This is a genomic window from Stappia sp. (assembly GCF_965276915.1).
Taxonomy (GTDB): Bacteria; Pseudomonadota; Alphaproteobacteria; order Rhizobiales; family Stappiaceae; genus Stappia.
The window spans coordinates 2,298,247-2,324,691 of record NZ_OZ255709.1; the positions used below are offsets into that span (position 1 = coordinate 2,298,247).

General features: G+C 67.3%; 23 protein-coding genes. 11 read left to right on the forward strand and 12 right to left on the reverse strand.

Annotated elements, in window-relative coordinates; all coding sequences use genetic code 11:
* Nucleotides 1-22: 22 nt before the first annotated feature.
* From ACQY46_RS10765 to ACQY46_RS10775, 3 genes are all read right to left on the reverse strand, one after another.
* On the reverse strand, nt 23-385 hold the full coding sequence (locus ACQY46_RS10765; RefSeq protein ID WP_428700231.1) for a PilZ domain-containing protein: 363 nt from the start codon (nt 383-385) through the stop codon (nt 23-25).
* A 291-nt stretch (nt 386-676) separates the two neighbouring features.
* A complete protein-coding gene (locus ACQY46_RS10770; RefSeq protein ID WP_428700232.1) occupies nt 677-2,131 on the reverse strand; it encodes an ATP-binding protein in 1,455 nt (484 codons plus the stop codon).
* Nucleotides 2,128-2,856, reverse strand: coding sequence for a response regulator (locus ACQY46_RS10775; protein ID WP_428700233.1), 729 nt, complete (start codon nt 2,854-2,856; stop codon nt 2,128-2,130). Before ACQY46_RS10775 ends, ACQY46_RS10770 begins: the two co-directional genes overlap by 4 nt.
* Before the next feature lie 202 nt (nt 2,857-3,058).
* On the opposite strand from ACQY46_RS10775, the gene ACQY46_RS10780 reads away from it, so the two are divergent.
* The 5 genes from ACQY46_RS10780 (at nt 3,059) to ACQY46_RS10800 (ending at nt 9,778) form a co-directional block, all read left to right on the forward strand.
* Nucleotides 3,059-3,988: an EF-hand domain-containing protein gene (locus tag ACQY46_RS10780; RefSeq protein ID WP_428700234.1), complete on the forward strand. Its 930-nt coding sequence runs from the start codon at nt 3,059-3,061 to the stop codon at nt 3,986-3,988.
* Between the two features lie 610 nt (nt 3,989-4,598).
* The gene (locus tag ACQY46_RS10785; protein WP_428700235.1) at nt 4,599-5,732 is read left to right on the forward strand and encodes a type III PLP-dependent enzyme; all 1,134 of its coding nucleotides are present in this window, start codon (nt 4,599-4,601) and stop codon (nt 5,730-5,732) included.
* Between the two features lie 273 nt (nt 5,733-6,005).
* On the forward strand, nt 6,006-7,391 hold the full coding sequence (locus ACQY46_RS10790) for a homospermidine synthase (RefSeq protein ID WP_428700469.1): 1,386 nt from the start codon (nt 6,006-6,008) through the stop codon (nt 7,389-7,391).
* Between the two features lie 159 nt (nt 7,392-7,550).
* Nucleotides 7,551-8,747, forward strand: a complete 1,197-nt coding sequence (locus tag ACQY46_RS10795) for an aminotransferase (RefSeq protein ID WP_428700470.1) — start codon at nt 7,551-7,553, stop codon at nt 8,745-8,747.
* A 2-nt stretch (nt 8,748-8,749) separates the two neighbouring features.
* Nucleotides 8,750-9,778 (forward strand): asparaginase, encoded by a 1,029-nt coding sequence (locus tag ACQY46_RS10800; protein WP_428700236.1) that lies wholly within the window; start codon nt 8,750-8,752, stop codon nt 9,776-9,778.
* A gap of 15 nt (nt 9,779-9,793) precedes the next feature.
* On the opposite strand, the gene ACQY46_RS10805 is transcribed toward ACQY46_RS10800, so the two are convergent.
* The 3 genes from ACQY46_RS10805 to ACQY46_RS10815 all read right to left on the reverse strand — a co-directional run bounded on the left by ACQY46_RS10805 (nt 9,794) and on the right by ACQY46_RS10815 (nt 11,927).
* Nucleotides 9,794-10,750: a TIGR03808 family TAT-translocated repetitive protein gene (locus tag ACQY46_RS10805; RefSeq protein WP_428700237.1), complete on the reverse strand. Its 957-nt coding sequence runs from the start codon at nt 10,748-10,750 to the stop codon at nt 9,794-9,796.
* Nucleotides 10,750-11,238, reverse strand: a complete 489-nt coding sequence (locus tag ACQY46_RS10810; RefSeq protein WP_428700238.1) for a hypothetical protein — start codon at nt 11,236-11,238, stop codon at nt 10,750-10,752. The genes ACQY46_RS10805 and ACQY46_RS10810 overlap by 1 nt, the downstream gene beginning before the upstream one ends.
* A gap of 101 nt (nt 11,239-11,339) precedes the next feature.
* Complete coding sequence (locus tag ACQY46_RS10815) at nt 11,340-11,927, reverse strand: DUF1131 family protein (RefSeq protein WP_428700239.1); 588 nt, start codon at nt 11,925-11,927, stop codon at nt 11,340-11,342.
* Between the two features lie 663 nt (nt 11,928-12,590).
* On the opposite strand from ACQY46_RS10815, the gene ACQY46_RS10820 reads away from it, so the two are divergent.
* A complete protein-coding gene (locus tag ACQY46_RS10820) occupies nt 12,591-13,292 on the forward strand; it encodes a LuxR C-terminal-related transcriptional regulator (protein WP_428700240.1) in 702 nt (233 codons plus the stop codon).
* 304 nt (nt 13,293-13,596) lie between these two features.
* Nucleotides 13,597-14,310: a DNA helicase gene (locus ACQY46_RS10825; RefSeq protein ID WP_428700241.1), complete on the forward strand. Its 714-nt coding sequence runs from the start codon at nt 13,597-13,599 to the stop codon at nt 14,308-14,310.
* Between the two features lie 444 nt (nt 14,311-14,754).
* On the opposite strand, the gene scpA is transcribed toward ACQY46_RS10825, so the two are convergent.
* The 5 genes from scpA to ACQY46_RS10850 all read right to left on the reverse strand — a co-directional run bounded on the left by scpA (nt 14,755) and on the right by ACQY46_RS10850 (nt 21,514).
* Nucleotides 14,755-16,902 carry a methylmalonyl-CoA mutase gene (scpA, locus tag ACQY46_RS10830; RefSeq protein ID WP_428700242.1) on the reverse strand — a complete coding sequence of 716 codons (2,148 nt, stop codon included), beginning with the start codon at nt 16,900-16,902 and terminating at the stop codon, nt 14,755-14,757.
* Nucleotides 16,903-16,913: 11 nt separating this feature from the next.
* Nucleotides 16,914-18,944, reverse strand: coding sequence for an acetyl-CoA carboxylase biotin carboxylase subunit (locus ACQY46_RS10835; RefSeq protein WP_428700243.1), 2,031 nt, complete (start codon nt 18,942-18,944; stop codon nt 16,914-16,916).
* Between the two features lie 90 nt (nt 18,945-19,034).
* Nucleotides 19,035-19,319: a DUF2442 domain-containing protein gene (locus ACQY46_RS10840; RefSeq protein WP_428700244.1), complete on the reverse strand. Its 285-nt coding sequence runs from the start codon at nt 19,317-19,319 to the stop codon at nt 19,035-19,037.
* Nucleotides 19,320-19,374: 55 nt separating this feature from the next.
* Nucleotides 19,375-20,907 carry an acyl-CoA carboxylase subunit beta gene (locus ACQY46_RS10845; protein WP_428700245.1) on the reverse strand — a complete coding sequence of 511 codons (1,533 nt, stop codon included), beginning with the start codon at nt 20,905-20,907 and terminating at the stop codon, nt 19,375-19,377.
* Nucleotides 20,908-20,950: 43 nt separating this feature from the next.
* Nucleotides 20,951-21,514 (reverse strand): biotin transporter BioY, encoded by a 564-nt coding sequence (locus tag ACQY46_RS10850; protein WP_428700246.1) that lies wholly within the window; start codon nt 21,512-21,514, stop codon nt 20,951-20,953.
* A 184-nt stretch (nt 21,515-21,698) separates the two neighbouring features.
* On the opposite strand from ACQY46_RS10850, the gene ACQY46_RS10855 reads away from it, so the two are divergent.
* Both ACQY46_RS10855 and ACQY46_RS10860 read left to right on the forward strand, forming a co-directional pair.
* Nucleotides 21,699-23,111 (forward strand): helix-turn-helix domain-containing protein, encoded by a 1,413-nt coding sequence (locus ACQY46_RS10855; RefSeq protein ID WP_428700247.1) that lies wholly within the window; start codon nt 21,699-21,701, stop codon nt 23,109-23,111.
* 306 nt (nt 23,112-23,417) lie between these two features.
* Nucleotides 23,418-24,641: a YbfB/YjiJ family MFS transporter gene (locus ACQY46_RS10860; protein ID WP_428700248.1), complete on the forward strand. Its 1,224-nt coding sequence runs from the start codon at nt 23,418-23,420 to the stop codon at nt 24,639-24,641.
* Between the two features lie 72 nt (nt 24,642-24,713).
* Here ACQY46_RS10860 and ACQY46_RS10865 read toward each other — a convergent pair whose 3' ends face one another.
* Nucleotides 24,714-25,571 carry a branched-chain amino acid aminotransferase gene (locus ACQY46_RS10865; RefSeq protein ID WP_428700249.1) on the reverse strand — a complete coding sequence of 286 codons (858 nt, stop codon included), beginning with the start codon at nt 25,569-25,571 and terminating at the stop codon, nt 24,714-24,716.
* On the opposite strand from ACQY46_RS10865, the gene ACQY46_RS10870 reads away from it, so the two are divergent.
* Together ACQY46_RS10870 and ACQY46_RS10875 are read left to right on the forward strand one after the other, a co-directional pair.
* Nucleotides 25,570-25,800 (forward strand): hypothetical protein, encoded by a 231-nt coding sequence (locus ACQY46_RS10870; protein WP_428700250.1) that lies wholly within the window; start codon nt 25,570-25,572, stop codon nt 25,798-25,800. The two genes, ACQY46_RS10865 and ACQY46_RS10870, sit on opposite strands and share 2 nt — an antisense overlap.
* 175 nt (nt 25,801-25,975) lie before the next feature.
* A complete protein-coding gene (locus tag ACQY46_RS10875; protein WP_428700251.1) occupies nt 25,976-26,413 on the forward strand; it encodes a VOC family protein in 438 nt (145 codons plus the stop codon).
* The last annotated feature ends 32 nt before the right edge of the window (nt 26,414-26,445 follow it).

Here is a 26,445-nt window from a genome sequence, read left to right on the forward strand (position 1 = left end):
AGGGTGCCCAAGGGAAAGACCCCTATCGGCCTCCGGGCCGGTAGGGCTGCTCGATCGTCTCGGCGGTCTGGCGTTTCTCGATCTCGCTGAAGATCATGTCCTTGAGCCGTTCCTGCTCGGGGTCGTTGTAGATGAAACGCCAGCCGCTCTCCTCGCCGCGCCGCCAGCGCTGTTCTGCCCGCAACTCCAGTCCGTAGGCGGTGACCGAAATCCGCACGCTGAGCGCGAATTTCGGCAGGTCCGAGCACAGGATGCGGCAGCCCGTGAGGCTCAGATCCGTCAGCTTCGCGGGCATCGGACCGCGCATGGTCACCACCATGACGGGTATCGAGCCTTGCGCCCGTGGTGTCCTGCGCCGCTCCCGCTGTGTTGCGGATGCGGACATATAGCGGTTTCTTGACGACAGGGTGACCACCTCCTGTGTCTCCTGCTTTCACTCAGTCGAAAACACTCCTCCCCGGAGCCAGTCGAGAGTTCTATCCTTCACGTATCGGCAAATGTAACATGGAAAACCTTGCCAGTTTCCAATGATGGGGACCGGACCCTGAGGAAGGCAACGTCATTGCGGGCGCGGGCGAGGCTTTTTTTGGGTTTTCCATTGGAAAAACGTGCGAACTGCCCTAGCGGCAGGTCGGTCTTGCCTGGGAGCGATGTCCCGGGACCGGGCGTGAGGGGATCAGGCCTGCGCCGGACGGTCGGCGGGGAGCGTGATTCGCGCCTCCAACCCGCCTTGCGGCCGGTTGACGAGATCCAGCGTGCCGCCATGGGCATGGACGATGGAGCGGGCGATCGACAGGCCGAGGCCGATGCCGCCGGTCTCCTCCGAGCGCGATTCCTCGATCCGCACGAACGGTTCGAACACGTCCTTGAGGCGATCCTCGGGAATGCCCGGACCATGATCGGCAACGGCGATGCGCACCGAGCCGGCGCCGGCATGGAGCGAGAGCTCGGCCTCGCCGCCATAGCGCACCGCGTTGTCGATGAGGTTGCGCAGGGCCCGCTTCAGGCTGAGCGGGCGGCATGACACGACGATGCGCTCCGCGGGCGGATCGAAGGCGACTGGCCGGCCCATGTCGCGGTAATCCTCGGCGATGGCGTCGATGAAGCCGCCCAGATCGGTGCGCGCGGCGTCCTCGCGGGACGCCTCGTCACGGGCGAAGGCGAGGGTCGCCTCGACCATGCCCTGCATCTCGTCGAGGGTCTCGATCATCTTCTCGCGGTTTTCCTCGTCGTCGATGAACTCGGCACGAATTCGCAGCGAGGTGATCGGCGTCCTGAGGTCGTGGCTGATCGCGCCGAGCATGCGGGTCCGGTCGCGCACGAAGCGGGTGAGGCGGTCCTGCATGACATTGAAGGCGTGGATGGTGCCGCGCACCTCCGACGGACCGGTCTCGGCCAGTGCTTCGACATCCTCGCCCCGGCCGAGCCGGTCGGCTGCCGCGGCAAGCTCGCGCAAGGGGCGCGTCAGGCGTCGCACGGTCAGCGCGATGATGGCGATGATCGCCGCCGCCATCAGCGCCACCGCGACAAGCACCGGCAGCAGCGTGTTGCGCGGCACGCGGAAGCGGCTCGAAGCGTTGAGCCACAGACCGTCGGAAAGGCCCACGGACAAGGTCAGCGACACCGGCGCATCGCGCCAGCGGTCACGTCCGTGCCGCCGCCCCTCATCCGTCCGCCCGTCCTCCGCCCGGCTGTCTTCGTCACCGTCGCGCTCGCCGACATCGATGCGCCGCCGCGACGGGGCCTCGCGCACCGGCGGGCGATGGGAGACGTCGACGCGAATCTCGCGCTCCGCCCCAAGTTCCTCGGCCAGCATTCCGGCGATGCGCCTGTCTGTCTTGCCCTTGCCGGTGTTGCCAAGGGCCGGGGTTTCATCGATCCAGAACCACAGGAAGCGGCTCGATATGGCGCGCAGCATTTCCGGGCGCTGGGTCTCGGTTGCGTCCTCGACCAGGCGCACGAGCGAGACGGTGCGCGACACGATGGTGTTGCGGGCAAGTTCGACCAAGGCCACCCGGCGTTCGCCGGCGAAGAGCCACAGGGTCAGCACCTGCGCGACCACGAGCGCGATCAGCAGCAGCGCGATGAGCTGGCCGGCGAGCGAGTGCGGCCAAAGGCGGAAGCGGTTCATGCGTCGTTGCCCTCAACCTCGGCGGTGAAGGTGTAGCCGCCGCCCCAGACCGTCTTGATGAGTTCCGGCGACTTGGGATCGGGTTCGATCTTGCGCCTCAGCCGGCTGACCTGGTTGTCGATGGAGCGGTCGAAAACACCGGGACTGCGTCCCGACGTCAGATCGAGAAGCTGGTCGCGCGACAGGACCATGCGCGGGCGCTTCAGGAAGGCGATGAGCAACTGGAACTCGCCGGTCGACAGCGGCACCGCCACGCCGTCGGCGCCGGTGAGCAGGCGCTTGGGCACGTCGAGCCGCCATCCGGAAAAGCCGAGCGTTTCCGCCTCCACCGGATCGCGGTCCCTGGGCACCTGCGAGGAGCGGCGCAGCACGGCGCGGATGCGCGCCAGCAACTCGCGCGGGTTGAAAGGCTTGGTCACATAGTCGTCGGCGCCGATCTCCAGGCCGACGATGCGGTCGGTGTCCTCGGCCATGGCGGTGAGCAGGATCACCGGCACGGTGCCGCTTTCCACCAGCGACCGGCAGAGCGACAACCCGTCCTCGCCCGGCATCATGATGTCGAGGACGATGAGGTCGACGGCCGCCGCCTTGAGGAACTTGCGCGCCTGCGCGGCGCTATCGGCGACGGACGAGCGCAGCCCGTTCTTGCGCAGGTAGCGCGCCAGCGATTCGCGAATGTCGCGGTGATCGTCGACGACAAGAATATGTGCCCCGTTCTCGCTCATGGGTTCCGCCCGGTCCTTCAGCTCAGCCTCATTCTGTCTTATCGCCCGCGCGCCGGAACCGGAAACGGCAATTGTATCGAGGTGTAACCGGTCGCGAGCCCGCCACAGCTTGCGACACAAACACCCCCGGGCCGGCATAGTTCTGCGACAAGCGATCCCTATTTCGGTGTCATCGCATTTGAACCCAAGAGGAGACCTGGCGATGACCATGTTGAAGAAGATTGCCCTTGCCGCCCTTGCCGCAACGCTCGTCGGCACCACCGCAATGCCGGCCTTCGCCGATCGTGGCGGTCGCGGAGAAGGTGGCGGCAAGCACGGCTGGCACCAGGCGTCCCAGGGCGGGCACTGGGGCAAGCATGCCGGCAAGCGCGGCGGCCATCACGGGCGTCGCGGCCAGATGGTGCGCATGTTCATGGAGCGCTTCGACACCGACCGCGACGGCAAGGTGACCCAGGAAGAGATCGACGCCAAGGCGGACGCCATGTTCACCGGCGCCGATGCCGACGGCAATGGCAGCGTCACGCTGGAGGAATTCAAGGTCGCCTATGCGACGGAGTTCTCCGAGCGGCGGGTGCGCGGGTTCCAGCGCCTCGACCGCGATGGCGACGGCAAGGTGACGGAAGACGAGTTCAACCGCCGCGCCGAGCGCATGCTGGAACGCATGGAGCGGGCCGGTGATGACGACAGCGACAAGCGCCGCGGCGGTCGCCGGGGCCATGGCCGGATGATGGAGCGCTTCGATGCCGACGGCGACGGCAACGTCACGGCCGACGAGGTCCGCCAGGGCCGTGCCGCGAGTTTCGCGGCCGCCGACGCGGATGGCGACAAGGCGCTGACGCTCGAGGAGTTCGCCACGATCTGGGCGGAACGCGCCGACACGCGCATGGTGCGCGGCTTCCAGCGCCTCGACCGTGACGGCGATCTCGCCGTGACGAAGGACGAGGCAACCCGTCCGCTCGCCGGCCTCGTCGCCCGCATGGACCGCAACAAGGACGGCGCGCTGTCGGTCGAGGACCGCCCGCGCCGCGGCATGGGCGGCCATGACGGCAAGCGCTGGCACGGCCAGAAGAATCGCGGTGAGCGCGGTGAAGGTCGCGGCGAGCACGGCAAGCGCGGCAACGACAGCAACTGAGGCGCGGCTTCCCCGCATCGACCTCATTGCCCTGGCAGGCCGGACGGCGGGACCTTTTGTCCCGCCGTCCGGCTTTCCTCACAAAAATGCGATCATCGTTCCGTGAGGCCGGCCGCAATCGGCAGAACTTGCGAGGCGAAAAGGGGGCATGCGCGTCAAGGCGCAAAAAATGCGCTCCCGGATGCGAATTTTCTCTTGATTATGATGGCGGCTTGATTCATATGTCGCTTGCCCAAATTCGCACGTGCCCGTGGTCGTCCAACCGAAAGGTGGCAGCCGCTCAATAGGGCCCGGACTAGTCCGGAATAGAGCGGCAAAACGGACGGCTTAAAGCAACGACGTAAGAGGGCTTTTTTGGTCTCTGCCGGGTTTCCAAGTCCCGGGGTCACTGAAGAGGCACTTGTTACATCATTGCCGGCCGTGCGGTTCGGGGTCCCCGATCCAATCCAAGGCAGCAATCGCGGAACGGCGAACGACGACCCGTATTCTACGGGGGTCCGATGCCCGACCGTTGCATATGCAGTCCGCATTCTCCCGTCTCCAAAGCGGGTGGGACGCGTTTCCGCATCTGCAAGCTTGCGACCGGAATTCGGAACATCGGGTGACTGCCATGACGGAGCGTATCAAGAACTTTCTCCGCCAGCGACGAGGCGACGGGCCTTGCGTTGTCGTCGATCTGGACATCGTCCAGGATAACTATCTCGCCTTCGAGCGGGCATTGCCGGACACCCGCGTCTTCTACGCGGTGAAGGCCAATCCGGCTCCTGAAGTGCTGGCCCTGCTCGCCAGCCTCGGCTCCTCCTTCGACTGCGCCTCCGTGGCCGAAGTCGAGATGGCGCTGGCTGCCGGCGCCGGCCCGGAGCGCATTTCCTTCGGCAACACGATCAAGAAGGAGCGCGACATCGCGCGGGCCTTCGAGCTCGGCGTTCGCCTGTTCGCGGTCGACTGCGAGGCGGAGGTCGAGAAGGTCGGCCGCGCCGCGCCGGGCGCCCAGATCTTCTGTCGCATCCTGTGCGACGGCGCCGGCGCCGACTGGCCGCTGTCGCGCAAGTTCGGCTGCGCGCCGGAAATGGCGCCGCGCGTGCTCGAGCACGGCCATCGCCTCGGCCTTGTCGCCCATGGCGTGTCGTTCCATGTCGGTTCGCAGCAGGCCAATGTCGAGGCTTGGGACATTGCGCTCGCCTCGGCCGCGTGGATCTTCCGCGAGATGGCCGAGCGCGGCATCAACCTCGCGATGGTCAACCTCGGCGGCGGCTTCCCGGCACGCTACCTCAAGGACGTTCCGGGCGTGCCGCGCTACGGCGAGGCGATCCTGCGCGGGCTGTCCAAGCATTTCGGCAACCGCATCCCGCAGACCATCATCGAGCCGGGCCGCGGCATGGTCGGCGATGCCGGCATGATCGAGGCGGAAGTCGTCCTGATCTCGAAGAAGTCGGATGCCGAGGACGAGATCCGCTGGGTTTACCTCGACATCGGCAAGTTCAACGGCCTGGCCGAGACCATGGACGAGGCGATCCGCTACCCGATCCGCACGGACAAGGACGATGACCGCAAGACCCCTTGCGTGCTCGCCGGCCCGACCTGCGACAGCGTCGACGTGCTCTACGAGAAGGCTCCCTACGAGCTGCCCGTCAGCCTGTCGATCGGCGACAAGGTGCTGATCGAGGCCTGCGGCGCCTACACGACCACCTATTCGGCGGTCGCGTTCAACGGCTTCGAGCCGCTGCGCTCCTACGTCATCTGACGGTCATCCCCGATCGCCCATAGATAGAAACCGGGCCGGCCGGTCGCGAAAGCGGCCGGCCGGCGTTATGCTCTCGCGTGGGCCCGTCATCGAGCGCGCCCATGCAGGCTTTTCCCAGACAGAAGGACATCCGCCATGACCGAAGCGAAGACGCCGGCGGCACGCAAGAAGACCACAAGGGCCAAGGCCGCCGCCGCGCCGGCCGCCGCTCCGGCTCCGGCCGCCGCCGCCAAGTCCTGGCCCGTGCACGGCACGATCTCCGGCCCCATCGTGATGATCGGCTTCGGCTCCATCGGCAAGGGCACGCTGCCCTTGATCGAGCGGCATTTCCGCTTCGACGCCTCCCGCGTCACCGTCATCGACCCGGTCGATGCCGACCGCAAGCTCGTCGATGATCGCGGCTACAGGTTCGAGAAGGTCGCGATCACCCCGGACAACTACCGCGAGGTGCTGTCTCCGCTGCTGACCGAGGGCGAGGGGCAGGGCTTCTGCGTCAACCTTTCCGTCGACACGTCCTCGCTGGACCTGATGAAGCTCTGCCGCGAACTGGGCGTGCTCTACATCGACACGGTCGTCGAGCCGTGGCTGGGCTTCTATTTCGACGAGGACGCCGACAGCGCCTCGCGCACCAACTACGCGCTGCGCGAGACCGTGCGCCGGGAGAAGAAGAAGAACCCGGGCGGCACGACGGCGGTTTCCTGCTGCGGCGCCAATCCCGGCATGGTCTCCTGGTTCGTCAAGCAGGGGCTGGTCGACATCGCCCGCGACACGGGCACGAAGTTCGAGGAGCCGAACAGCCGCAAGGGCTGGGCCAAGCTGATGAAGAAGGTCGGCGTCAAGGGCGTCCATATCGCCGAGCGCGACACCCAGCGCGCCAGGAAGCCGAAGCCCATGGGCGCCTTCTGGAACACCTGGTCGGTCGAGGGCTTCCTCTCCGAGGGCTTCCAGCCGTCCGAGCTCGGCTGGGGCACGCACGAGAAGTGGATGCCGAAGAACGCCCGCAAGCACAAGAAGGGCTGCAAGGCGGCGATCTACCTGGAGCAGCCGGGCGCCAACACCCGCGTGCGCACCTGGTGCCCGACGCCGGGCGCCCAGTACGGTTTCCTCGTCACCCACAACGAGTCCATCTCCATCGCCGACTATTTCACGGTGAAGGAGGACGGCAAGGTCGTCTACCGGCCGACCTGCCACTACGCCTACCACCCGGCCAATGACGCCGTGCTGTCGCTGCACGAGCTGTTCGGCGCCGCCGGCAAGATGCAGGAGACCCTGCATGTGCTGGCCGAGGACGAGATCATCGACGGCATCGACGAGCTCGGCGTGCTGCTCTACGGCCACGAGAAGAACGCCTACTGGTTCGGCTCGCAGCTCTCCGTCGAGGAAACCCGCGAGATCGCGCCCTACCAGAACGCCACCGGCCTGCAGGTGACCTCGGCCGTGCTGGCCGGCATGGTCTGGGCTCTCGAGAACCCGGCCGAGGGCATCGTCGAGGCCGACGAGATGGATTATCGCCGCTGCCTCGAGGTGCAGCGGCCCTATCTCGGTCCGGTGAAGGGCTACTACACCGACTGGACGCCGCTTGACGGGCGGCCGGGCTTCTTTGCCGAGGATCTCGACGAAAGCGATCCCTGGCAGTTCCGCAACATCCTGGTGCGGTGAATCCGGAACGCGTCCGATGTCGGCTGCATTGACGATGCGCCTCCGCCCGCCCGTGGTTCAGCCCTTCGGGAGGGCGGGGGCGCTTCCGCACTCGACGCAGCGTCAGGGAATAGATACTAAGGCCGGAGAATTGCCGTGATGTGGGGACGCACGAAGATCATGAAGCCGACCAATCCCGTTTTTACCGGTCTTCCGACCACCATCTTCGAGACCATGTCGCGGCTGGCCATCGCCCGCGGGGCGATCAATCTCGGCCAGGGCTTTCCGGACGTGGACGGGCCCTCGGATGTGCGCCAGGTGGCGGCCGATGCGCTGATGGCGGGTCCCAACCAGTATCCGCCGATGCTCGGCCTGCCGGAACTGCGCCAGGCGGTGGCCGCCTCGGCCAAGCGCTTCTACGATCTGGACGTCGACTGGCAGAGCGAGGTGATGGTCACCTCGGGGGCGACGGAAGCGCTCGCCGACGTGCTGCTGGCCCTGCTTGAGCCCGGCGACGAGGTGATCCTCATCGAGCCGCTCTACGACTGCTACCTGCCGCTGGTGAAGCGCGCCGGCGGCATTCCGGTGCGCCTGCGCGTGACGCCGCCGCAATGGCGGCTCGACCTCAACGCGCTTGCCGACGCCTTTACCGAGAACACCAAGGCGATCCTCATCAACAATCCGATGAACCCGGCCGGCAAGGTGTTCCAGGAAGAGGAACTCGCGGCGATCGCGCGGCTGTGCAACGAGCACGGCGTCTATGCGATCTGCGACGAGGTCTACGAGCACCTTTTGTTCGACGGCCGCCGGCACATGCCGCTGATCGCGTTCCCCGGCATGCGCGAGCGTGCGGTGCGCATCGGTTCGGCCGGCAAGACCTTTTCGCTGACCGGCTGGAAGGTCGGCTATGTCACGGCGGCGCCGAACCTGCTCGACCCGATCGCCAAGGCGCACCAGTTCGTCACCTTCACCACCCCGCCGAACCTGCAGAAGGCGGTTGCCTACGGGCTCGGCAAGGACGACGGCTATTTCGCCGGCCTGCGCGACGAGATGCAGGCCAAGCGCGACCGCTTCGCCGGCGGGCTGGCGGCGCTGGGCTTCGGCGTGCTGCCCTGCGAGGGCACCTACTTCCTCACCTGCGATGTTTCCACGCTGGGGCTCGAAGGCACCGATGCCGACATCTGCCGGCAGCTTGTCGAGGAGGCGGGCGTCGCCGCCGTTCCCGTCTCCGCCTTCTATGTCACTGATGCGCCGACCAATTTCGTCCGCTTCTGCTTCTGCAAGAAGGACGAGGTGCTTGACGTGGCGCTGGAGCGGCTTGCCGCCTTCATCGCCGCGCGCCGGCCTGCCCTCCAGGCCGTGGCGGAAGGAGCCTGACCATGGACAATCCGGTTCTGGTCGAGGTGCTGCGCGGCGATGCGGTCGAGAGCCGTCATCGCGGCGCCATCGCCATCGTCGATGCCGCGGGCCGCAAGGTCGCGGGTCTGGGCGACACCGCCCGTCCGGTCTTTCCGCGCTCGGCGATCAAGGCCCTGCAGGCGCTGCCGCTGGTCGAATCGGGCGCCGCCGACGCGCTTGATCTCGACCCGGCCGAGCTGGCGCTGGCCTGCGCCTCGCACAATGGCGAGGAAATCCATGTCAACGCCGCGCGGGTGATGCTGCTGAAGGCGGGGCTGGAGGAAGACGCGCTGGAATGCGGCAGCCAGTGGCCCGCGCGCATGCAGGATGTCGCCGCCATTCACCGGACTGATGCCACCCCGTGCCCGCTGCACAACAACTGCTCCGGCAAGCATGCCGGTTTTCTGGGCCTTGCCCGGACCCTTGGTGCGCCGACGCGCGGCTATGTCGAGCCCGACCATCCGGTGCAGATCGAGGTGAGGGCCGCCATCGAGGAAATGGCCGGCGTCTCGCTGAAGGACATGGCGCGCGGCACCGACGGCTGCTCGATCCCCACCTATGCGATGCCGCTGGAGGCGGCAGCCCTTGCCTTTGCCCGGCTTGGCACCGGCGAGGGCCTTTCCCCGCTGCGGGCCGAGGCGGTTGAACGCCTCTACAATGCCTGTGTCGACAACGCCTTCATGGTCGCCGGCAGCGAGCGCTTCTGCACCGAGGTGATGCGGACCTTCCGGGGACGCGTCTTCGTCAAGACCGGGGCCGAGGGCGTCTTCACCTGTTCGATCCCGGAAAAGGGCATCGGCATCGCGCTGAAATGCGAGGACGGGGCGACCCGTGCGGCCGAAACCATGATGGCGGCGCTCATCGACGCGCTGATCGACAAGGACGAGGACGAGACCGCCGGCCTCGCACCCTGGCTGGCGCCGCGTCTGAGCAACTGGACAGGCCGCCATGTCGGCGACATCCGCGCCGTCGCGGATGCCTTCGCGCCCCTGCGGGGCATTGCCGGCTGAGGCTTCGGTCTTGCCCTACCGCACCATGTTTCCCTGAATGGCGAGATGGGAGAAGGCCTCGGCCGCGCCCGGCGCCGTCAGGTCGCCGGTGGCTGCCTCCTTCCAGCGGTGGCCGACAATGGCCCCGCGCGTCGCGCCGGAATAAAGATTGCCGGAAATCAGCGCCGGCCCCGCCCCCTCGACAACCGTCACGGCGGTGCCGATCGGGCAATCACGGATGACGTTGGAGGTCGCCGCGACATCGCGCAGATAGGGTCCCCAGCCCATGTGCAGCCCGATGCGCGCGGCCTTTTCCACCACATTGCCGGTGAGCGCCGTGTCGGCCTCGACCGCGATGCCGATGCCGAAACCCTGCACCTCGGCCGGGTAGGGGCCGGTGTCGGCGATATTGCGCACCACGTTGCCTGAACAGGTCGCGAGCCGCCCGCCATCGAGGAAATTGGCGATCGAGATGCCGATGGCGCCGCCGTCGACAAGGTTGCCGGCGATCACCGCGCCCTGGAAGGCGAATTCCGAGTAGATCGCCGTCTCGCCGGAGCGCAGGCACGAGTTGCCTTCGATGACGATGTTAGAGCCGGAGTTGGAGCGGATGGCCGAGAACGCGCAATCGGCGATGCGGTTGCCGCGCACGACGACGCCATGGGCGCGGAAAATGTTGATGCCGTTGCCGTTCTGACCCGTGCCGCCGTCACGCGCGGCGATCCGCTCGACCCGGTTGCCGGTGACGATGGTGCCGTCCTCGCCCTCCGACCAGCGATAGACGAGAATGCCGGCATTGGCGCAGTCGCGCACGTGATTGTCGGTGAGGGAAAGGCCGCGCGCCTCGATGGAACGCAGGCCCGCGCCGCGCGCGCCGGAGATGATGTTGCCGGTGATCCGGCCGGCGCAGCGGTCGAGCGCCAGTCCCGTCTTGGAACTGCCCGAAATGGTACAGCCCTCGATCAGGAGGTCGTCGACATCGGCGAAATGCATCAGCGCCGGGGTGTACTCGCCAAGCAGCTTGTTGTCGCCGTCGAAATGATGCCCTCCATGCCGACCGACTTGGCGCCCTCGGAGAAGACCAGATGGCCGCCGCCCTGGTAGTCGAAGCGGGTCTGCCCCGGCAGGCCGACAAGCCTTGCGCCCGACGGCAGGCGGAGATTGGCGACCGTATAGCGTCCGCCCGGCAGGAACAGCGCCCGTCCGCGGCTTGCGGCCGCGTCGATCGCCTGCTGCATGAGGCTGCTCTGGTCGTCGGCGGCACCCGGGCGGATGCCGAACTCGGCCGCGTCGATCGTGCCGCGCAGGTCGGCGACGCGCACGGCCGCGGCGGCGGGACGAAGGCCGAGTGGGGAGGAAACGAGACCGGCAAGCGCCAGGCCGCCACTGGCCAGACCTCCGCCGAACAGCGCCCGGCGTGTCAGCCGCCGCGCCGCCGGCAGGATCAGTTTCGACGTTTGCCAGTCCCGTTTCATGCCCATCCACTCTCCCGATCAGGAGGGGAACGCAAAGGGCATGCCGGCGCCTGTGTCCCGAAACGGGACGGCGGTGCCGGCTCAGGCGGGTGTCGGGGAGAGGCGGTTCAGGAGGCTTTCCAGATGATCCGCTGGATGGACGCCTTGCGCAGCTGGTCGTCCGGCGGCAGGCGGTCGAACGGACCCTGATACTGCGAGACCGCGTAGACCAGCGTCACGCGCTCGCTGCCGCGTGCCTTGCAGATCGCCATGCCGCGCCACAGGTTGCGGCCGACGCGGCAGTCGCCGCGGGCCGTGCCGATCTCGGCGAAGGTCATGCCGATGCGCTCGCCATTGGGACCCTGCAGGTGATGGGTGACGCCGTGCACCTCGCGGATACGGCCGCTGTCGCCCTTGTAGACATGCAGCACCTGGAAGCCGTCGGAGTTGAAGGCGCCGATCGCCCATTCCGTCCTGTCCTCGGTCGCCGCCTGGAAGCCCTCGGCGGTAAAGCCGGGAAGTGCCGCCACGACGGCCTTTTCCGAATAGGGCGTGTCGTCGCCTAGCCCGCCGGCGCCGCTCTCGGTGATCTGCACCAGCGTCACGTTGGAGGTGCGCACCGCCGCCACCGGGCCGCCATCGACGGTCGGCGAGCAGGACGCGGCGACCATGGCGGCGACAAACAGGGAGGGGAGGAGGCGTGCGTGCACTGTCATCTTGTCTCTGGGTCCCTTGGCGGCCGAACAGCCGCGCCGAACAGCCGGGCGCGGCACCTTGCGTTGAGCGCAATAGCATTCCTGCGACGGGGGAGAAAGCCCGCGAGGCAAATCCCGGCAAGGCGCGGCGCGCGCGCTGTGAATCATTTCTACTGTCAATTGGAACCGTGACTATAATACCAATCAAGGACAACCTGAGATTTAGGCGGATTGTCCTCCCGTTGTGTCGCGCAGCGACTGAAGAAACGTCTGGACGGCACTGAATTCGCGTTCTGTCCCCCATTTTGTTTCGTTGCAGTAAAAACTATTGGTAACAGAGGGTTGCAGAAGTCATGTCTTCCGTGGTGAGATTGCGGGGGGACGGCTTTGCGGCGCTTGCCTGAATCGGCGGAATTCGAACGATTGGTGAGTGAAACCGTACGGTCGGCAAAGGGAGGCCGGTGGGTCGGCGCATCACTGAAGCGCGCGACCTAACGGTTTTCAACAGGGGTGGGGGCACCGCGTACGCAGGAGTGCATCCGGGTTTTTGCATGATCGTGAAAGCCGGTTTCGGCCGGTTTCGCGAATGGCATCCCGGGTGTCGCGAAAGTTGCGGACGATACGACAACCGAAGATGGCGAGCCGACCGAGGTTGGGTGCCGGGCAGGACGAAAGGCAGGACAGATGGCCGACCCGATGGAGATGCAGTCTAAGGCTTCGGCGATCGCCGAAGCGCAGACGAGCAAGCATGTACTCGACATTGTCGAGGCACAGCTCAGGCGACTGGGCGCGACACATATTCTCGTCACCGGCCTGCCGATGCCGAACCGGCCGATCAACGGTCTCGTGCATCGCTTCCGCTGGGCCGACGACCGCGCCGGCGGGATCGAGCGCGCCGAGATCGACGTCGAGGACAGCGCCCTGATGCTCGGCCTGATGCGCAACCGGGCGTTCCTGTGGGATGTCACGGCGGGCGATATCGGCCATTCCGAGCTGTTTGCCTCGCTTGGCGCCGACACCCGCGTCGTCGTCGCGCCGGTGACCGAGACGCATCCCTTCCAGGCTTTGGTGCTTGGCGGCGGCGTGCATCTGGAGGCAAGCTCGGTGGATCTGTCCAATCTGGAGCTGATCTGCAACACCGCCTTCCGCCGGCTGATCGAGCTTGGCGTCTTGTCGGTGCAGCGTCCGGGCGACCTGTCGGCGCGCGAGCGCCGGGTGCTGGAACTGACCGCGCTCGGCAAGACGGCCAGCGACATTGCCGGCCTGCTGGAGATCTCGCAGCGCACCGTGCATGCGCATCTGCAGAACGCCAGCGCCAAGCTCAATGCCTCGAACAAGACCCACACGGTGGTCGAGGCGCTGCGCTACGGCCAGATCCGGCTCTAGGTCGAGCCGCCCTGTGCCCGGCAGGGCGCGGGGCCGCCGGACAAGGCCGGCCGGGAACACCAGAACGGGCGCGGGCGGCGAGAGCGGCCCGCGCCCTTCGTGTTTTCAGGGGAAGACGGCGATGGCGCTTCCGGGCGCAGGCCTTCCTGCGCTAGACTGCGATTCCGGCGTGGCCCGCGCCTCCTCCCTCCAGACGGGGAAGCATCATGCATGCGGGGCGCGCGCGACTTCACATGTCAACCGACTGTACGAGTGACGGCACAAGGAGGGACTGCGCGATCCGCTCGTGACAGGAGGTTTCGACATGCATCTGTCCGCCCCTCTCTATCGCCTGAAGCGCGAGGCCCGGCTTCTCTCCCGGCAGCAGGACATTCCCCTTCACACGGCGCTCGACCGGATCGCCGCGCGCGAGGGCTTTCGAAGCTGGAGCCTGCTGGCGCGCCAGGCGGCGTCCGTCTCGCCGGCCGCGCGGCTCTTTCCCCGCCTTTCGCCCGGCGACATGTTGCTGGTCGGTGCGCGGCCCGGCGAGGGCAAGACCCTGCTGGCGCTGGAACTTGGCGTCGAGGCAATGAAGGCGGGCGGGCGCAGCGTCCTCTTCACGCTGGAATATGTCGAGCGTGACGTCGCCGCGCGGTTCAGCGCCATCGGCGCCGACGCGGGCAGCTTTGGCGGGCGCTTCGAACTCGACGCCTCGGACGGCATCTGCGCGGCGCATGTCATTGCCCGGCTGGCGACGATGCCGTCCGGCACGCTGGCGGTGATCGACTACCTGCAGATCCTCGACCAGCGCCGCGACACGCCCGACCTCGAGACGCAGATGCGTGAACTGGCATCCTTCGCGCGCCGCTCGGGCGCGATCCTCGTCTTCGTCTCGCAGATCGACCGCTCCTACGATCCGGCCGTGAAGCCGCTGCCGGCCCTGTCCGACATCCGCCTTCCCAACCCGCTCGACCTTTCCTTGTTCAGCAAGACCTGTTTCCTCAACGGGGGCCAAGTGCGTTTCGCGGAGGTGGGGTAGGCGAGGGGCGCGTCTCGACCGCCGCAGGCTTCGGATGTCGCCTGTGCGGCCTGGACCCGACACTCGGTCGCCACCCCGGGCAAGCATCGCGCGACCCGAGGCCCATTCGTCGCCAGAGCGGGGGCGGTGAGGATCGCGGGAGGCTGCACAGCACTCCGACGCACGGGCGGCAAAGGGCTCCGCGCCTGCCGCGACCGCTGAGAGCCGTCGCGCCTGCCGGGGTTGCCAATGGTTCCCGGCTCTCCGCTTCGCTCCGGCCGGGATGACGTCCGAGAAGAAGGCAAGGCCGGCGTGTTGCCGGTGGTGCTGAAGAATCAGGGCGGGTTGCGGCGTGGCCGACACTCGGTCACCCTCCACCCTCGGGCGGTCGGTTCGCTCCTGACCACGGCTCGCAGCCGTCACCTTGGCCTCAGGCCGCTGCCCGCACGCAGGCTGTCACCCCCCTCACGCCACGTTGCGGCGGCGGCCGGCGATGAGGTCCAGCACCGAGCGGGCGGCGTCGAGCACGTTGGAGCCCGGACCGAACACCGCCGCGACGCCGGCATCCTTGAGGAACTGGTAGTCCTGGCGCGGGATGACGCCGCCGACGATGACGATGATGTCGGAGGCGCCGCGCGCCTTCAGCGCTTCGACCAGCTGCGGGGCGAGCGTCTTGTGGCCGGCGGCGAGCGAGGACATGCCGATGACATGCACCTTGTTCTTCACCGCAAGCTCGGCCGCCTCCTCCGGCGTCTGGAACAGCGGCCCGGCGATCACGTCGAAGCCGATATCGCCGAAGGCGGAGGCGATCACCTTGGCGCCCCGGTCATGGCCGTCCTGGCCGAGCTTGGCGACCAGAAGGCGCGGCGTCTCGCCGATGGAACGGGCAAAATCGTCGAGACGCTGGACCAGCGTCTCGTATTCCGGCTCGCCCTCGTAGGCCGGCCCGTAGACGTCGCTGACCACTTCCGGAACGGCGGCATGGTCGCCAAAGGCCTCGCGCAGGGCGTCGGAAATCTCGCCGAGCGTGGCGCGCGCGCGCGCCGCCTCCACCGCCGCCTCCAGGATGTTGCCCTGGCCCGTGCGGGCGACCTCGCGAAGCGCGGCCAGCGTCTCTTCCGTCCGCTGCGGGTCGCGCTGGCGCCGGGTCCGCTCGATGCGGGCGATCTGGGACAGGCGCACGGCCTTGTTGTCGATGTCGAGGATGTCGATGTCGTCCTCGGTCTCCAGCCGGTACTTGTTGACGCCGACAATGACCTCGTCGGCCCGGTCGACGGCGGCCTGCCGGCGGGTGGCCGCCTCCTCGATGAGGCGCTTGGGCAGGCCGTCATTGACGGCCTTGGTCATGCCGCCCATCGCCTCGACTTCCCCGATCAGCGCCCAGGCCTTCTCGGCAAGCTCGTTGGTCAGGCTCTCCACATAATAGGAGCCGGCGAGCGGGTCGACGACGCGGGTGACGCCGGTCTCGTGCTGCAGGATCAGCTGGGTGTTGCGGGCGATGCGGGCGGAGAACTCGGTCGGCAGGGCGATCGCCTCGTCGAAGGAGTTGGTGTGCAGCGACTGGGTGCCGCCGAGCGCCGCCGACATTGCCTCGAAGGCGGTGCGCACGATGTTGTTGTAGGGATCCTGCTCGGCCAGCGACACGCCGGAGGTCTGGCAATGGGTGCGCAGCATCAGGGAGGAGGCCTTCTTCGGCTCGAACTCCTTCATGATCCGCGACCACAGGAGACGCGCGGCGCGCAGCTTGGCGGCCTCCATGAAGAAGTTCATGCCGATGGCGAAGAAGAAGGAGAGGCGGCCGGCGAAGGCGTCGACATCGAGCCCCTTGTTCAGCGCGGCGCGCACATATTCGCGCCCGTCCGCCAGCGTGAAGGCGAGCTCCTGCACCAGCGTCGCGCCGGCCTCCTGCATGTGATAGCCGGAGATCGAGATGGAGTTGAACTTCGGCATCTCCGTCGCCGTGTACTCGATGATGTCGGCGATGATCCGCATCGAGGGCTCGGGCGGGTAGATATAGGTGTTGCGGACCATGAACTCCTTGAGGATGTCGTTCTGGATGGTCCCGGACAGCTGCGCGCGCGGCACGCCCTGTTCCTCGCCGGCGACGATGAAATTGGCGAGGATCGGGATCACCGCGCCGTTCATGGTCATGGAGACGGAGATCTTTTCCAGCGGGATGCCGTCGAACAGGATCTTCATGTCCTCGACGCTGTCGATGGCGACGCCCGCCTTGCCGACATCGCCCTCGACGCGCGGGTGGTCGCTGTCATAGCCGCGATGGGTGGCAAGGTCGAAGGCGACCGAGACGCCCTGCTGGCCGGCGGCGAGCGCCTTGCGATAAAAGGCGTTGGAGGCCTCGGCCGTGGAGAAGCCCGCATACTGGCGGATCGTCCAGGGGCGGCCGGTATACATGGTCGCGCGCGGGCCGCGCAGGAACGGCTCGAAGCCGGGCAGCGTGCCCAGGTGACCGATCCCCTCAAGATCCTTCTCGGTGTAGAGCGGCTTGACCGGGATGCCCTCCGGCGTCTGCCAGACGAGTGCCTCGGGGTCGGTGCCCTTCAGCTCCTTCGAGGCAAGGTCCATCCAGTCGCGAACGGTGTTCTTCTCGGCCATGATCCCGCTCCCTATTCGAATTCCATGATGATCTCGTCGACGGCGAGGCTGTCGCCCGGCTTGGCGGCGATGGTCCTGACCACGCCCTTGCGCTCGGCCTTCAGCACGTTCTCCATCTTCATCGCCTCGACGGTGGCGAGCGTCTGGCCCGCCTCGACGGTCTGGCCTTCCTCCACCGCGATGGAGACGACGAGGCCCGGCATCGGGCAGAGCAGCATCTTCGAGGTGTCGGCCGGGATCTTCTCCGGCATCAGCCGTGCCGCCATCGCCTGGCGCGGGGTGAGGCAGGAGAGCGTCACGTCGGCGCCCCGGCGGCGCATGCGGTAGCCCTTGTTGGTGCGCTCGATCTTGATCGCCACCGGGCGTCCGCCGACGGTTGCCTCGATCAGGGCCGCACCGGGCCGCCAGCCGCCGAGCGAAACGTCAAGCCCGCCGGAAAGCGCCAGCCCGCCTTCCGCCGCGCGCGGGCCGACGACATAGCTGTCCTCGCCTTGCCGCTCGACGCTGACCGGATATTCGGCCTTGTCGACAAGCACGGTCCAGTCGGCGCCGACGACACGGCGGTGATTGTCCATCGCTCCCGATATATGGGTCGCGCGCGTCTCGGAGAAATGGGTGCAGGCGGCAGCCACCGCGACCAGCGCCTCCAGATCCGCACCGTCCGGCATCACGCCGGCGAAACCGTCCGGATATTCCTCGGCGATGAAGGCCGTGGTGATGGCGCCGCTGCGGAAGCGGGCATGGTCCATCACGGCGGAAAGGAACGGCAGGTTGTGGCCGATGCCTTCCACCTCGAACCGGTCGAGCGCATCGGCCATGGCGTCGATGGCCTCAATGCGCTCCGGCGCCCAGGTGCACAGCTTGGCGATCATCGGGTCGTAGAACATCGAGATCTCGCCGCCCTCGAAGACGCCGGTGTCGTTGCGCACGACGATGCCGTCGGCATTCGTCCCCTCCTGCGGCGGCCGGTAGCGGGTCAGGCGGCCGATGGAGGGCAGGAAGTTGCGATAGGGATCCTCGGCATAGAGACGGCTTTCCATCGCCCAGCCGTTCAGCTTCACGTCGTCCTGCGCGATCGACAGCGTCTCGCCGGCGGCGACGCGGATCATCTGCTCGACGAGGTCGATGCCGGTGATCAGCTCGGTCACGGGATGCTCCACCTGCAGGCGGGTGTTCATCTCCAGGAAGTAGAAATTGCGGTCGCCATCGACGATGAACTCGACCGTGCCGGCGGAGGCGTAGTTGACGGCCTTCGACAGCGCCACGGCCTGCTCGCCCATGGCCTTGCGGGTCGCCGCGTCGAGGAAGGGCGAGGGCGCCTCCTCGATGACCTTCTGGTTGCGGCGCTGGATCGAGCATTCGCGCTCGCCGAGATAAATCGCGTTGCCGTGGCTGTCGGCCAGCACCTGGATCTCGATATGGCGCGGCTGGGTGACGAACTTCTCGATGAAGATGCGATCATCGCCGAAGGAGGATTTCGCCTCGTTCTTCGACGACTGGAAGCCCTCGCGCGTCTCCGCCTCGTTCCAGGCGATGCGCATGCCCTTGCCGCCGCCGCCGGCGGAGGCCTTGATCATCACCGGATAGCCGACTTCCGCCGCGATCTTCACCGCCTCGTCCGCATCGGCGATCAGGCCCATGTAGCCCGGCACGGTGGAAACGCCGGCTTCCGCCGCCAGCTTCTTCGAGGTGATCTTGTCGCCCATCGCCTCGATGGCCGAGGCCGGCGGGCCGATGAAGGCGACGCCTTCCTTTGCAAGCCGTTCGGCGAACTCGGCGCGCTCGGAGAGGAAACCGTAGCCCGGATGCACCGCATCGGCGCCGGATGCGCGGATCGCGTCCATGATCCTGTCGATGACGATGTAGGACTGGTTGGCCGGCGGCGGGCCGATATGGATCGCCTCGTCGGCCATCTTCACATGCAGCGCGTCCCGGTCGGCGTCGGAATAGACGGCAACCGTGGCGATGCCCATCTTCTTCGCCGTCTTGATGACCCGGCAGGCGATCTCGCCGCGATTGGCGATCAGGATTTTCTTGATCATTGTTTCTGTCGGTCCTGTTCGTGGCGTCTTGCTACGCAGCTCTGATGGCCGGAAGGAGAATGGTGAGAATGGGAAGGGAGCAGTAGGCCTTCACTCCGCCGCCTCCGCAGGAGGTCTGGCGCCGGGGGCGGCCCCGCCAATGATCAGGGCCTTGGCGCTGATATATTCGTCAATCTCTTCCCAGCCGACCGCATCGCCGAAGGGCAGGATCTGCCAGTTGCGGCGCTGCTCCGGCGTTGCGGCATGAAGCCTTGGATACCACCACAGCGGCGCCTCGATGCGGCGCCCGTCGGCCATCCTGAAGACGATCGTTGCCTCGGTGACGTCGACATCGGCGACCTGAAGCTGCTTTTCGTCAATGTCCAAAGTGGTCATCCCACGCCTCCAGAAATGCCGACCGGTGTCGCTCCCCCTTGCGCCGGCGCCGCCGTTACAGCGGAATGTTGTCGTGCTTCTTCCAGGGATTGGAGAGCTGCTTGTTGCGCAGCGTCGCCAGTGCCCGTGCGACCCGCCGCCTGGTCGAGTGCGGCATGATCACGTCGTCGATGAAGCCCTTTTCCGCCGCGACGAACGGGTTGGCGAAGCGGTCCTCGTACTCTTTCGTGCGCGCCGCGATCTTCTCCGCATCGCCAAGCTCGGAGCGATAGAGGATCTCGGTCGCCCCCTTGGCGCCCATCACCGCGATCTCGGCCGTCGGCCAGGCGTAGTTGATGTCGCCGCGGATATGCTTCGACGACATCACGTCATAGGCGCCGCCATAGGCCTTGCGGGTGATGACGGTGACCTTCGGCACGGTCGCCTCGCCATAGGCGAAGAGCAGCTTGGCGCCGTGCTTGATGACGCCGCCATATTCCTGGGTCGTGCCGGGCAGGAAGCCGGGCACGTCGACGAGGGTCAGGATCGGGATGTTGAAGCAATCGCAGAAGCGCACGAAGCGCGCGGCCTTGCGCGAGGAATTGATGTCGAGCACGCCGGCCAGCACCATCGGCTGGTTGGCGACGACGCCGACGCTCTGGCCCTCGATGCGGATGAAGCCGGTGACGATGTTGCCGGCATAGGCCTCCTGGATCTCGAAGAAGTCGCCCTCGTCGGCGATCTTCGCGATCAGCTCCTTCATGTCGTAGGGCTTGTTCGGATTGTCCGGGATCAGCGTGTCGAGCGAGTTGTCGACGCGGGCCGGGTCGTCGAAGAACGGCCGCACCGGAGGTTTCTCGCGGTTGTTGGCGGGCAGGAAGTCGATGAAGCGGCGCAGCGCGATCAGCGCTTCCACGTCATTGTCGAAGGCCCCGTCCGCGACCGAGGACTTGCTGGTATGGGTCTTGGCGCCGCCGAGCTCCTCGGCCGTCACCACCTCGTTGGTCACCGTCTTCACCACATCCGGGCCGGTGACGAACATGTAGGACGTGTCGCGGACCATGAAGATGAAGTCGGTCATCGCCGGCGAATAGACCGCGCCGCCCGCGCAAGGGCCCATGATCATCGAGATCTGCGGCACCACGCCCGAGGCCATGATGTTGCGCTGGAAAACGTCCGCATAGCCGGCGAGCGAGGCGACGCCTTCCTGGATGCGGGCGCCGCCACTGTCGTTGAGGCCGATCACGGGGGCGCCGTTCTTCATCGCCATGTCCATGATCTTGCAGATCTTCTGGGCATGAGTCTCGGACAGCGAGCCGCCGAAGACGGTGAAGTCCTGCGAGAACACATAGACCATGCGCCCGTTCACCGTGCCCCAGCCGGTGATCACGCCGTCGCCCGGCATCGAGGTGTCCTGCATGCCGAAATCCACGCAGCGATGCGTGACAAACATGTCGTATTCCTCGAACGATCCCTCGTCGAGGAAGACCTCGACGCGTTCGCGGGCCGTCAGCTTGCCCTTGGCATGCTGGGCCTCGATGCGGCGGGTGCCGCCGGCCAGGCGCGCGGCGGCACGGCGGTTTTCCAGTTCCTGCAAAATTTCCTGCATGGCCGGCCTTTCAGGCTCTGGTGACGTTTTCGTCGTGTCGCGATCAGCGGGCGCGGGCGCGCACCAGCGCAACGGCGATGGCCGCGGCGAGCGCCGACTTCACGATACCGCCAATGATGAAGGGATAAAGCCCCAGGGCAAGGACCGGCTTGTCGAAGCCGATGACGGCGCCGAGCCAGAGAAGGCCGGGGACGAAGACGACGGCCTGGGCGAGAAGCGAGGCGGGCAGGGCGCGCCACAGGCTGCGGGTCCAGCCGCGCGCGGCGAAGATGCCTGCAAGCCAGGCCGAGGCGATGAAGCCGAGGAGGTAGCCGCCCGTCGGGCCCGTCATGTAGGCAAGGCCGATGCCCTTGGCGGGCGTGTCGGCGAAGACCGGCAGGCCGGCGGCGCCCTGCGCCAGGTACAGGATGACGGAAAGCGCGCCGAGACGCGGGCCGAGCGTGAAGCCGAGCACCAGCAGCGCCAGCGTCTGCAGCGTCATCGGCACCGGATAGAACGGCACGCTGACCTTGGCGGAGGCCGTCAGCAGCAGCGAGCCGGCGAAGGCGAGCGCGAGGCCGCGCGCAAGGCGGCGGGCGGGGGTGGATGCGGTGGCCGTGTCGAACATGGCGGTTCCTCCTGAACGTCTTGTTTCGCCAGCGCGTCATGTTGCGCTGCAATGCCAGCCTGTTGGCTACTCCTTTTCCCGCCATCACGGGAGTGTTGAAAAAGCCGCAAAGCGAATTTAATCTATTTGCAAATTCGTTTTTGCAAATTTGCAAACTTTCCCACGCTACCGGAAGCGGACCGGCATGAAGAAGCTGTTTCTCGGACGCCAGATCCGCAGTTTGCGCGAGAACGCGCAACTGACGCAACGCGATTTCGCGGAGCGGCTCGGCCTGTCGACCAGCTATGTCAACCAGCTGGAGAACAACCAGCGGCCGGTCTCCGCGCCGGTGCTCCTGTCGCTCGGCGAGCATTTCGGCCTCGACCTTGCCTCCCTGTCGGTGGACGACAATGACCGGCTGATCGCCGCCTTGCAGGAGGTTTTCGCCGACCCGGTTTTCGCCGGGTCGCGGCCGGGCCTGCAGGATTTCAAGATGGTCAGCCAGAACGCCCCGGATTTCGCCCACGCCCTGGTGCGCCTGCATCAGGCCTACCGGCAGATGGGCGAGCAGCTTGCCCGGTTCGACGACCGGCTGGTGCGCGACGAGGGACTGGCGCGGCCGACCCCCTACGAGGAAGTCCGCGACTTCTTTCACTTCGAGAACAACTATGTCCACGATCTCGACCTGGCCGCCGAGGAGCTGTCGGTGCGCCTCTCGCGAACCGGCCGGCTCTTCGCCCGGGATCTTGCCCAGCATCTGGAGGAGCGCCACGGCATCACCGTCGAGCGGCGGCGCGGCGAGGCCGGCGCAGGGGTGATCCGCCGCTACGATCCCGCCACCCGGCGGCTGGCGCTGAACGAGGCCCTGCCGGAATCGACCATCGTCTTCCAGCTCGCCCACCAGGTCGCGCTGATGGAGGCGGGCGACATCGCCGACGCGGTGCTGGCGCGGGCCCGCTTCCAGTCCGCCGACGGGGCGCAGGTCGCCCGCATCGGCCTTGCCAATGCCTTTGCCGGTGCGCTGGTCCTGCCCTATCGCGCCTTTCTGACGACCGCCCAGGAGACCCGCCACGACCTCGACCTGATCGCGGACCGCTTCGGCGCGAGCCTCGAGCAGGTGGCGCACCGGCTGTCGACCCTGCAACGGCCGCGGCTGAAGGGCATTCCCTTCTTCTTCGCCCGGGTCGACCGGGCCGGAAACATCACCAAGCGGCATTCGGCGACCAAGCTGCAATTCGCCCGCTTCGGCGCCGCCTGTCCCTTGTGGAACGTGCATCGCGCCTTCGAGAGCCACGGCACGATCATCCGCCAGCTTGCCGAAACGCCGGACGGCTCGCGCTACATCTCGCTCGCCGCCCATGTGATCAAGAAGTCCGGCGGTCATAGCGGGCCGGTGCTGCACTATGCCATCGCGCTCGGCACCGAGATCGCCCATGCCCGCGACATCGTCTATTGCGACGATCTCGACCTTGCCCGCGAGGCCGCCTTCGAGCCGATCGGCGTGTCCTGCCGCATCTGCGAGCGGCTGACCTGCCCGCAGCGCTCGGTGCCGCCGCTCAACCGGGCGATCTCCATCGACAGCAACGACCGCCGGCTGATCCCCTACGAGATTCGCTGAAGTGCGGGCGGCATGCGCATTGTCCGGGTTACCGCCTGGTCACGTCTTTGTCGCGGGGCCTGCCGTTTTGCCCTCCCGCGCATTGCCCGGCCGCGCTAAGCTCGCCCCGAAAACCCGCCCGCCTGTTGCCGCCGGCCGGGAGCGGATGCCCTCCGCCCTGCCGGCAAGGACCTGCCCGCCGATGCCGGATTTCTCCGCCCGAACATGCCCGCCACCTTGCGTGAAGCGCTGCTGCCCGCCACTGTTCCTGACACGGCAACCGACACGGCAACTGGCGCGATCCGCCGGCCCGGGCGGGGAGCGGACATGAGCGCGCCCGCCACCGAACGGCCGCTGGCGCTGGCGCTGGGCGGGTTGCTGGCGCTTGCCGCCGCCATGGGGATCGGCCGTTTCGCCCTGACCCCCGTGCTGCCCTACATGAGCGAGGCGATCCCCTTGAGCGCCTCCGAGGGCGGGCTGATCGCCTCGGCCAATTTCCTCGGCTATCTGGTTGGCGCGCTGGGCGCGGCCGCCCTGCCGCCGTCGCGGCTGGCTTCAGGCTTTCTCGCCGCGCTTGCGGCGAGCGCCGCGACCTCCGCCGCGATGGCCATCGACGGCGGCCTTGCCTGGCTGGCGCTGGTGCGCTTCGCCGGCGGCGTGGCGAGTGCCGGCGTGCTGGTCTTTTCCTCGACCCTGGTGCTGGAGCGTCTGGCAAAGGCCGGGCGCGGCGGGCTTGCCAGCCTGCATTTTTCCGGTGTCGGCATCGGCATTGCCCTCTCCGCCCTGACCGTCGGCTGGCTGGCGCGCGAGGGCAGCAGCTGGCAGGGGCTCTGGCTTGCCTGCGGCATTGTTTCGGCCCTGCTCTGCGCCGGGGCCGCTCTTCTCGTGCGCCCGAGCGGCACGCGGGCAGGGGCGGGGGCTGCCGCTTCCACCTCGAACCCTGCCACCTCGAACCCTCCCGCAAGCCCCTCCCGGCGCCGCGCCGGCCTGTCGCCGGCCTTGGTACGCCTTGCCATTGCCTACGCGCTCTTCGGCATCGGCTATGTGGTGACGGCGACCTTCCTGACCAGCATCCTGCGCGCCTCCGAACGGCTGGCCCCCTTCGAGGCGCCGGCCTGGGCGGCGGTGGGCCTTTCGGCGGCGGTCTCGGTCTGGCTGTGGAGCCGTGTCGCGGCGCGGATCGGCGGCGCCAGGGCTTTCGCGCTTGCCTGCGCGCTCGAGGCGGTCGGCGTGGCGGCGAGCGTCACCTTCACCGGCATGGCCGGGCTCGGCCTTGCCGCCGTGCTGCTTGGCGGCACCTTCATGGGCATCACCTCGCTCGGCCTGATCGAGGCGCGGCGGCTGTCCGGCGGCGATCCGCGCAAGGTGCTGGCGCTGATGACGGCGTGTTTCGGTCTCGGCCAGATGGTTGGCCCGACGCTGGCCGGGCTGATCGCCGATGCCACGGGCAGTTTCTACTGGCCCTCGATGGCCGCCGCCGCCCTGCTTGTCGCCGCCGCCCTGCTGGTCGGGCTTTTCGCGGGGCGGGACGAGGGCGGCGCCACGCCATGAAAAGAGCCGCGAACCGGTCTCCGGTTCGTGGCTCTTTCGCAATCGGGCGAAACCCCGGTTCAGCCGTGGGCCTCAGCCGTGGGCATAGGCCCAGTAGAGATCGCGGGCGCGGGCGGCGACCGGGCCCGGCTGCAATTCACGGTCCTCGATCCGCTTCACCGGCACCACCTTGTTGTAGTTGCCCGAGGAAAAGATCTCGTCGGCGTCGAGGAAGTCGCCATAGCCGAGCGTGCGCTCATGGACCTCGGTGCCGGCATCGCGCAGCAGCCTGATGATGCGCTGGCGGGTGATGCCGTTGAGGAACGTGCCGTTCCAGGCGGGCGTGTGCACCGCGCCGTCCTTGACCATGAAGACGTTGGCCGTCGTCAGTTCGGCGACATTGCCGAGCATGTCGAGCACGATGGCGTTGTCGAAGCCGCGCGACTTGGCCTCGACGATGGCACGCGCGTTGTTGGGATAAAGGCAGCCGGCCTTGGCGTTGACCGGCATGGTCTCCAGCGTCGGGCGGCGGAAGGGGGAGAGCGTCAGCGTGATCGCCGCGTCCTTCGGCGCCAGCCCCGCCTCGAACAGGCAGAGCGCGAAGCGCGTCGTTTCCGGATCGGGAGCGATGGTGCCGATGCCCTCGCCCTCGCCCCAATACATCGGCTTGATGTAGACGGGGGTTCCGGGGGCGAACCGCGACAGGCCGTCCTGCGTCAGCTCCATCATCTCGCCGGCCTTCATCACCGGCTTGAGGCCGAGGGCAAGCGCCGAATCGTTGAGCCGCTGGCAATGCAGGTCGAGATCGGGGGTGACGCCCTCGAAGGCACGCGCGCCGTCGAAGACGGAAGAGCCGAGCCAGGCCGCGTGGCTGCGCGTGCCCATGATCGGGGCGTTGCCCTCGATCCATTCCCCCTCGATCCAGTTCCAGGTCTGCGACCACTCGGCCATGTCGATCTCCCCGATCCTTTTGCGTGTCCGGCGTTATGCGCGAATTGACCGGATCGAACGCCCTTCGCTCCCGAAGGTCAAGACCTTGGCCGGCATGCGCGTCAAAAGGACCGGATTGTTCTGCAAAGCCTTGTTTGCCGATGCCGTTCGGTTGCAAGTCGCGGATTTTTGGAATTTTTCTTTCGCGGGCGCGACCGCGAAGGATTCGCGGGCAGAAAATTTCGGCTGACATGATGTTCACTTTATGTTCTTTTCTTGCATGAGGCTGAAAGGGCCGGGCGGCGGCGGCAAGGGGCGATGTTTGCCTGCGGACCTTTGCTGGAAACCCACGCGGCGGAAAACCAAGCACCGGAAAACCAAGCACCGGAAAACCACGCGGCGGACAACACGATGGAGAAGACGCAATGGAACAGAGACTGACACTGGTGACGCTTGGCGTTCCGGACGTGGCGGCGGCGCGCCGGTTTTTCGAGGACGGGCTCGGCTGGCGGGCGGCGGAATTCGACAGCGACGAAGTTGCCTTCTTCGATTGCGGAACCTGTGCGCTCGGCCTGTTCGGGCGCGGAGCCCTGGCCCATGACGCGGGTGTCGCCGACGATGGCGGCGCCTTCCCGGCGACGTCGGTTGCATGGAACGGACGCACGCGCGCGGAGGTGGACGCGGCCTTTGCCCGGGCGGTTGCCGCCGGTGCCGAGCCGGTCAAGCCGCCGGAGGAAGCCTTCTGGGGCGGCTATTCGGGCTATGTGCGCATTCCGGGCGGTCACCTGCTGGAACTCGCCCACAATCCCGGCTGGCCGCTCGACGAGACGGGCCGGATGGTGCTGCCGCCGCCCGGGGCGTGAACGCGGCAAGCAGGACGGCGGCGGGAAGGCGG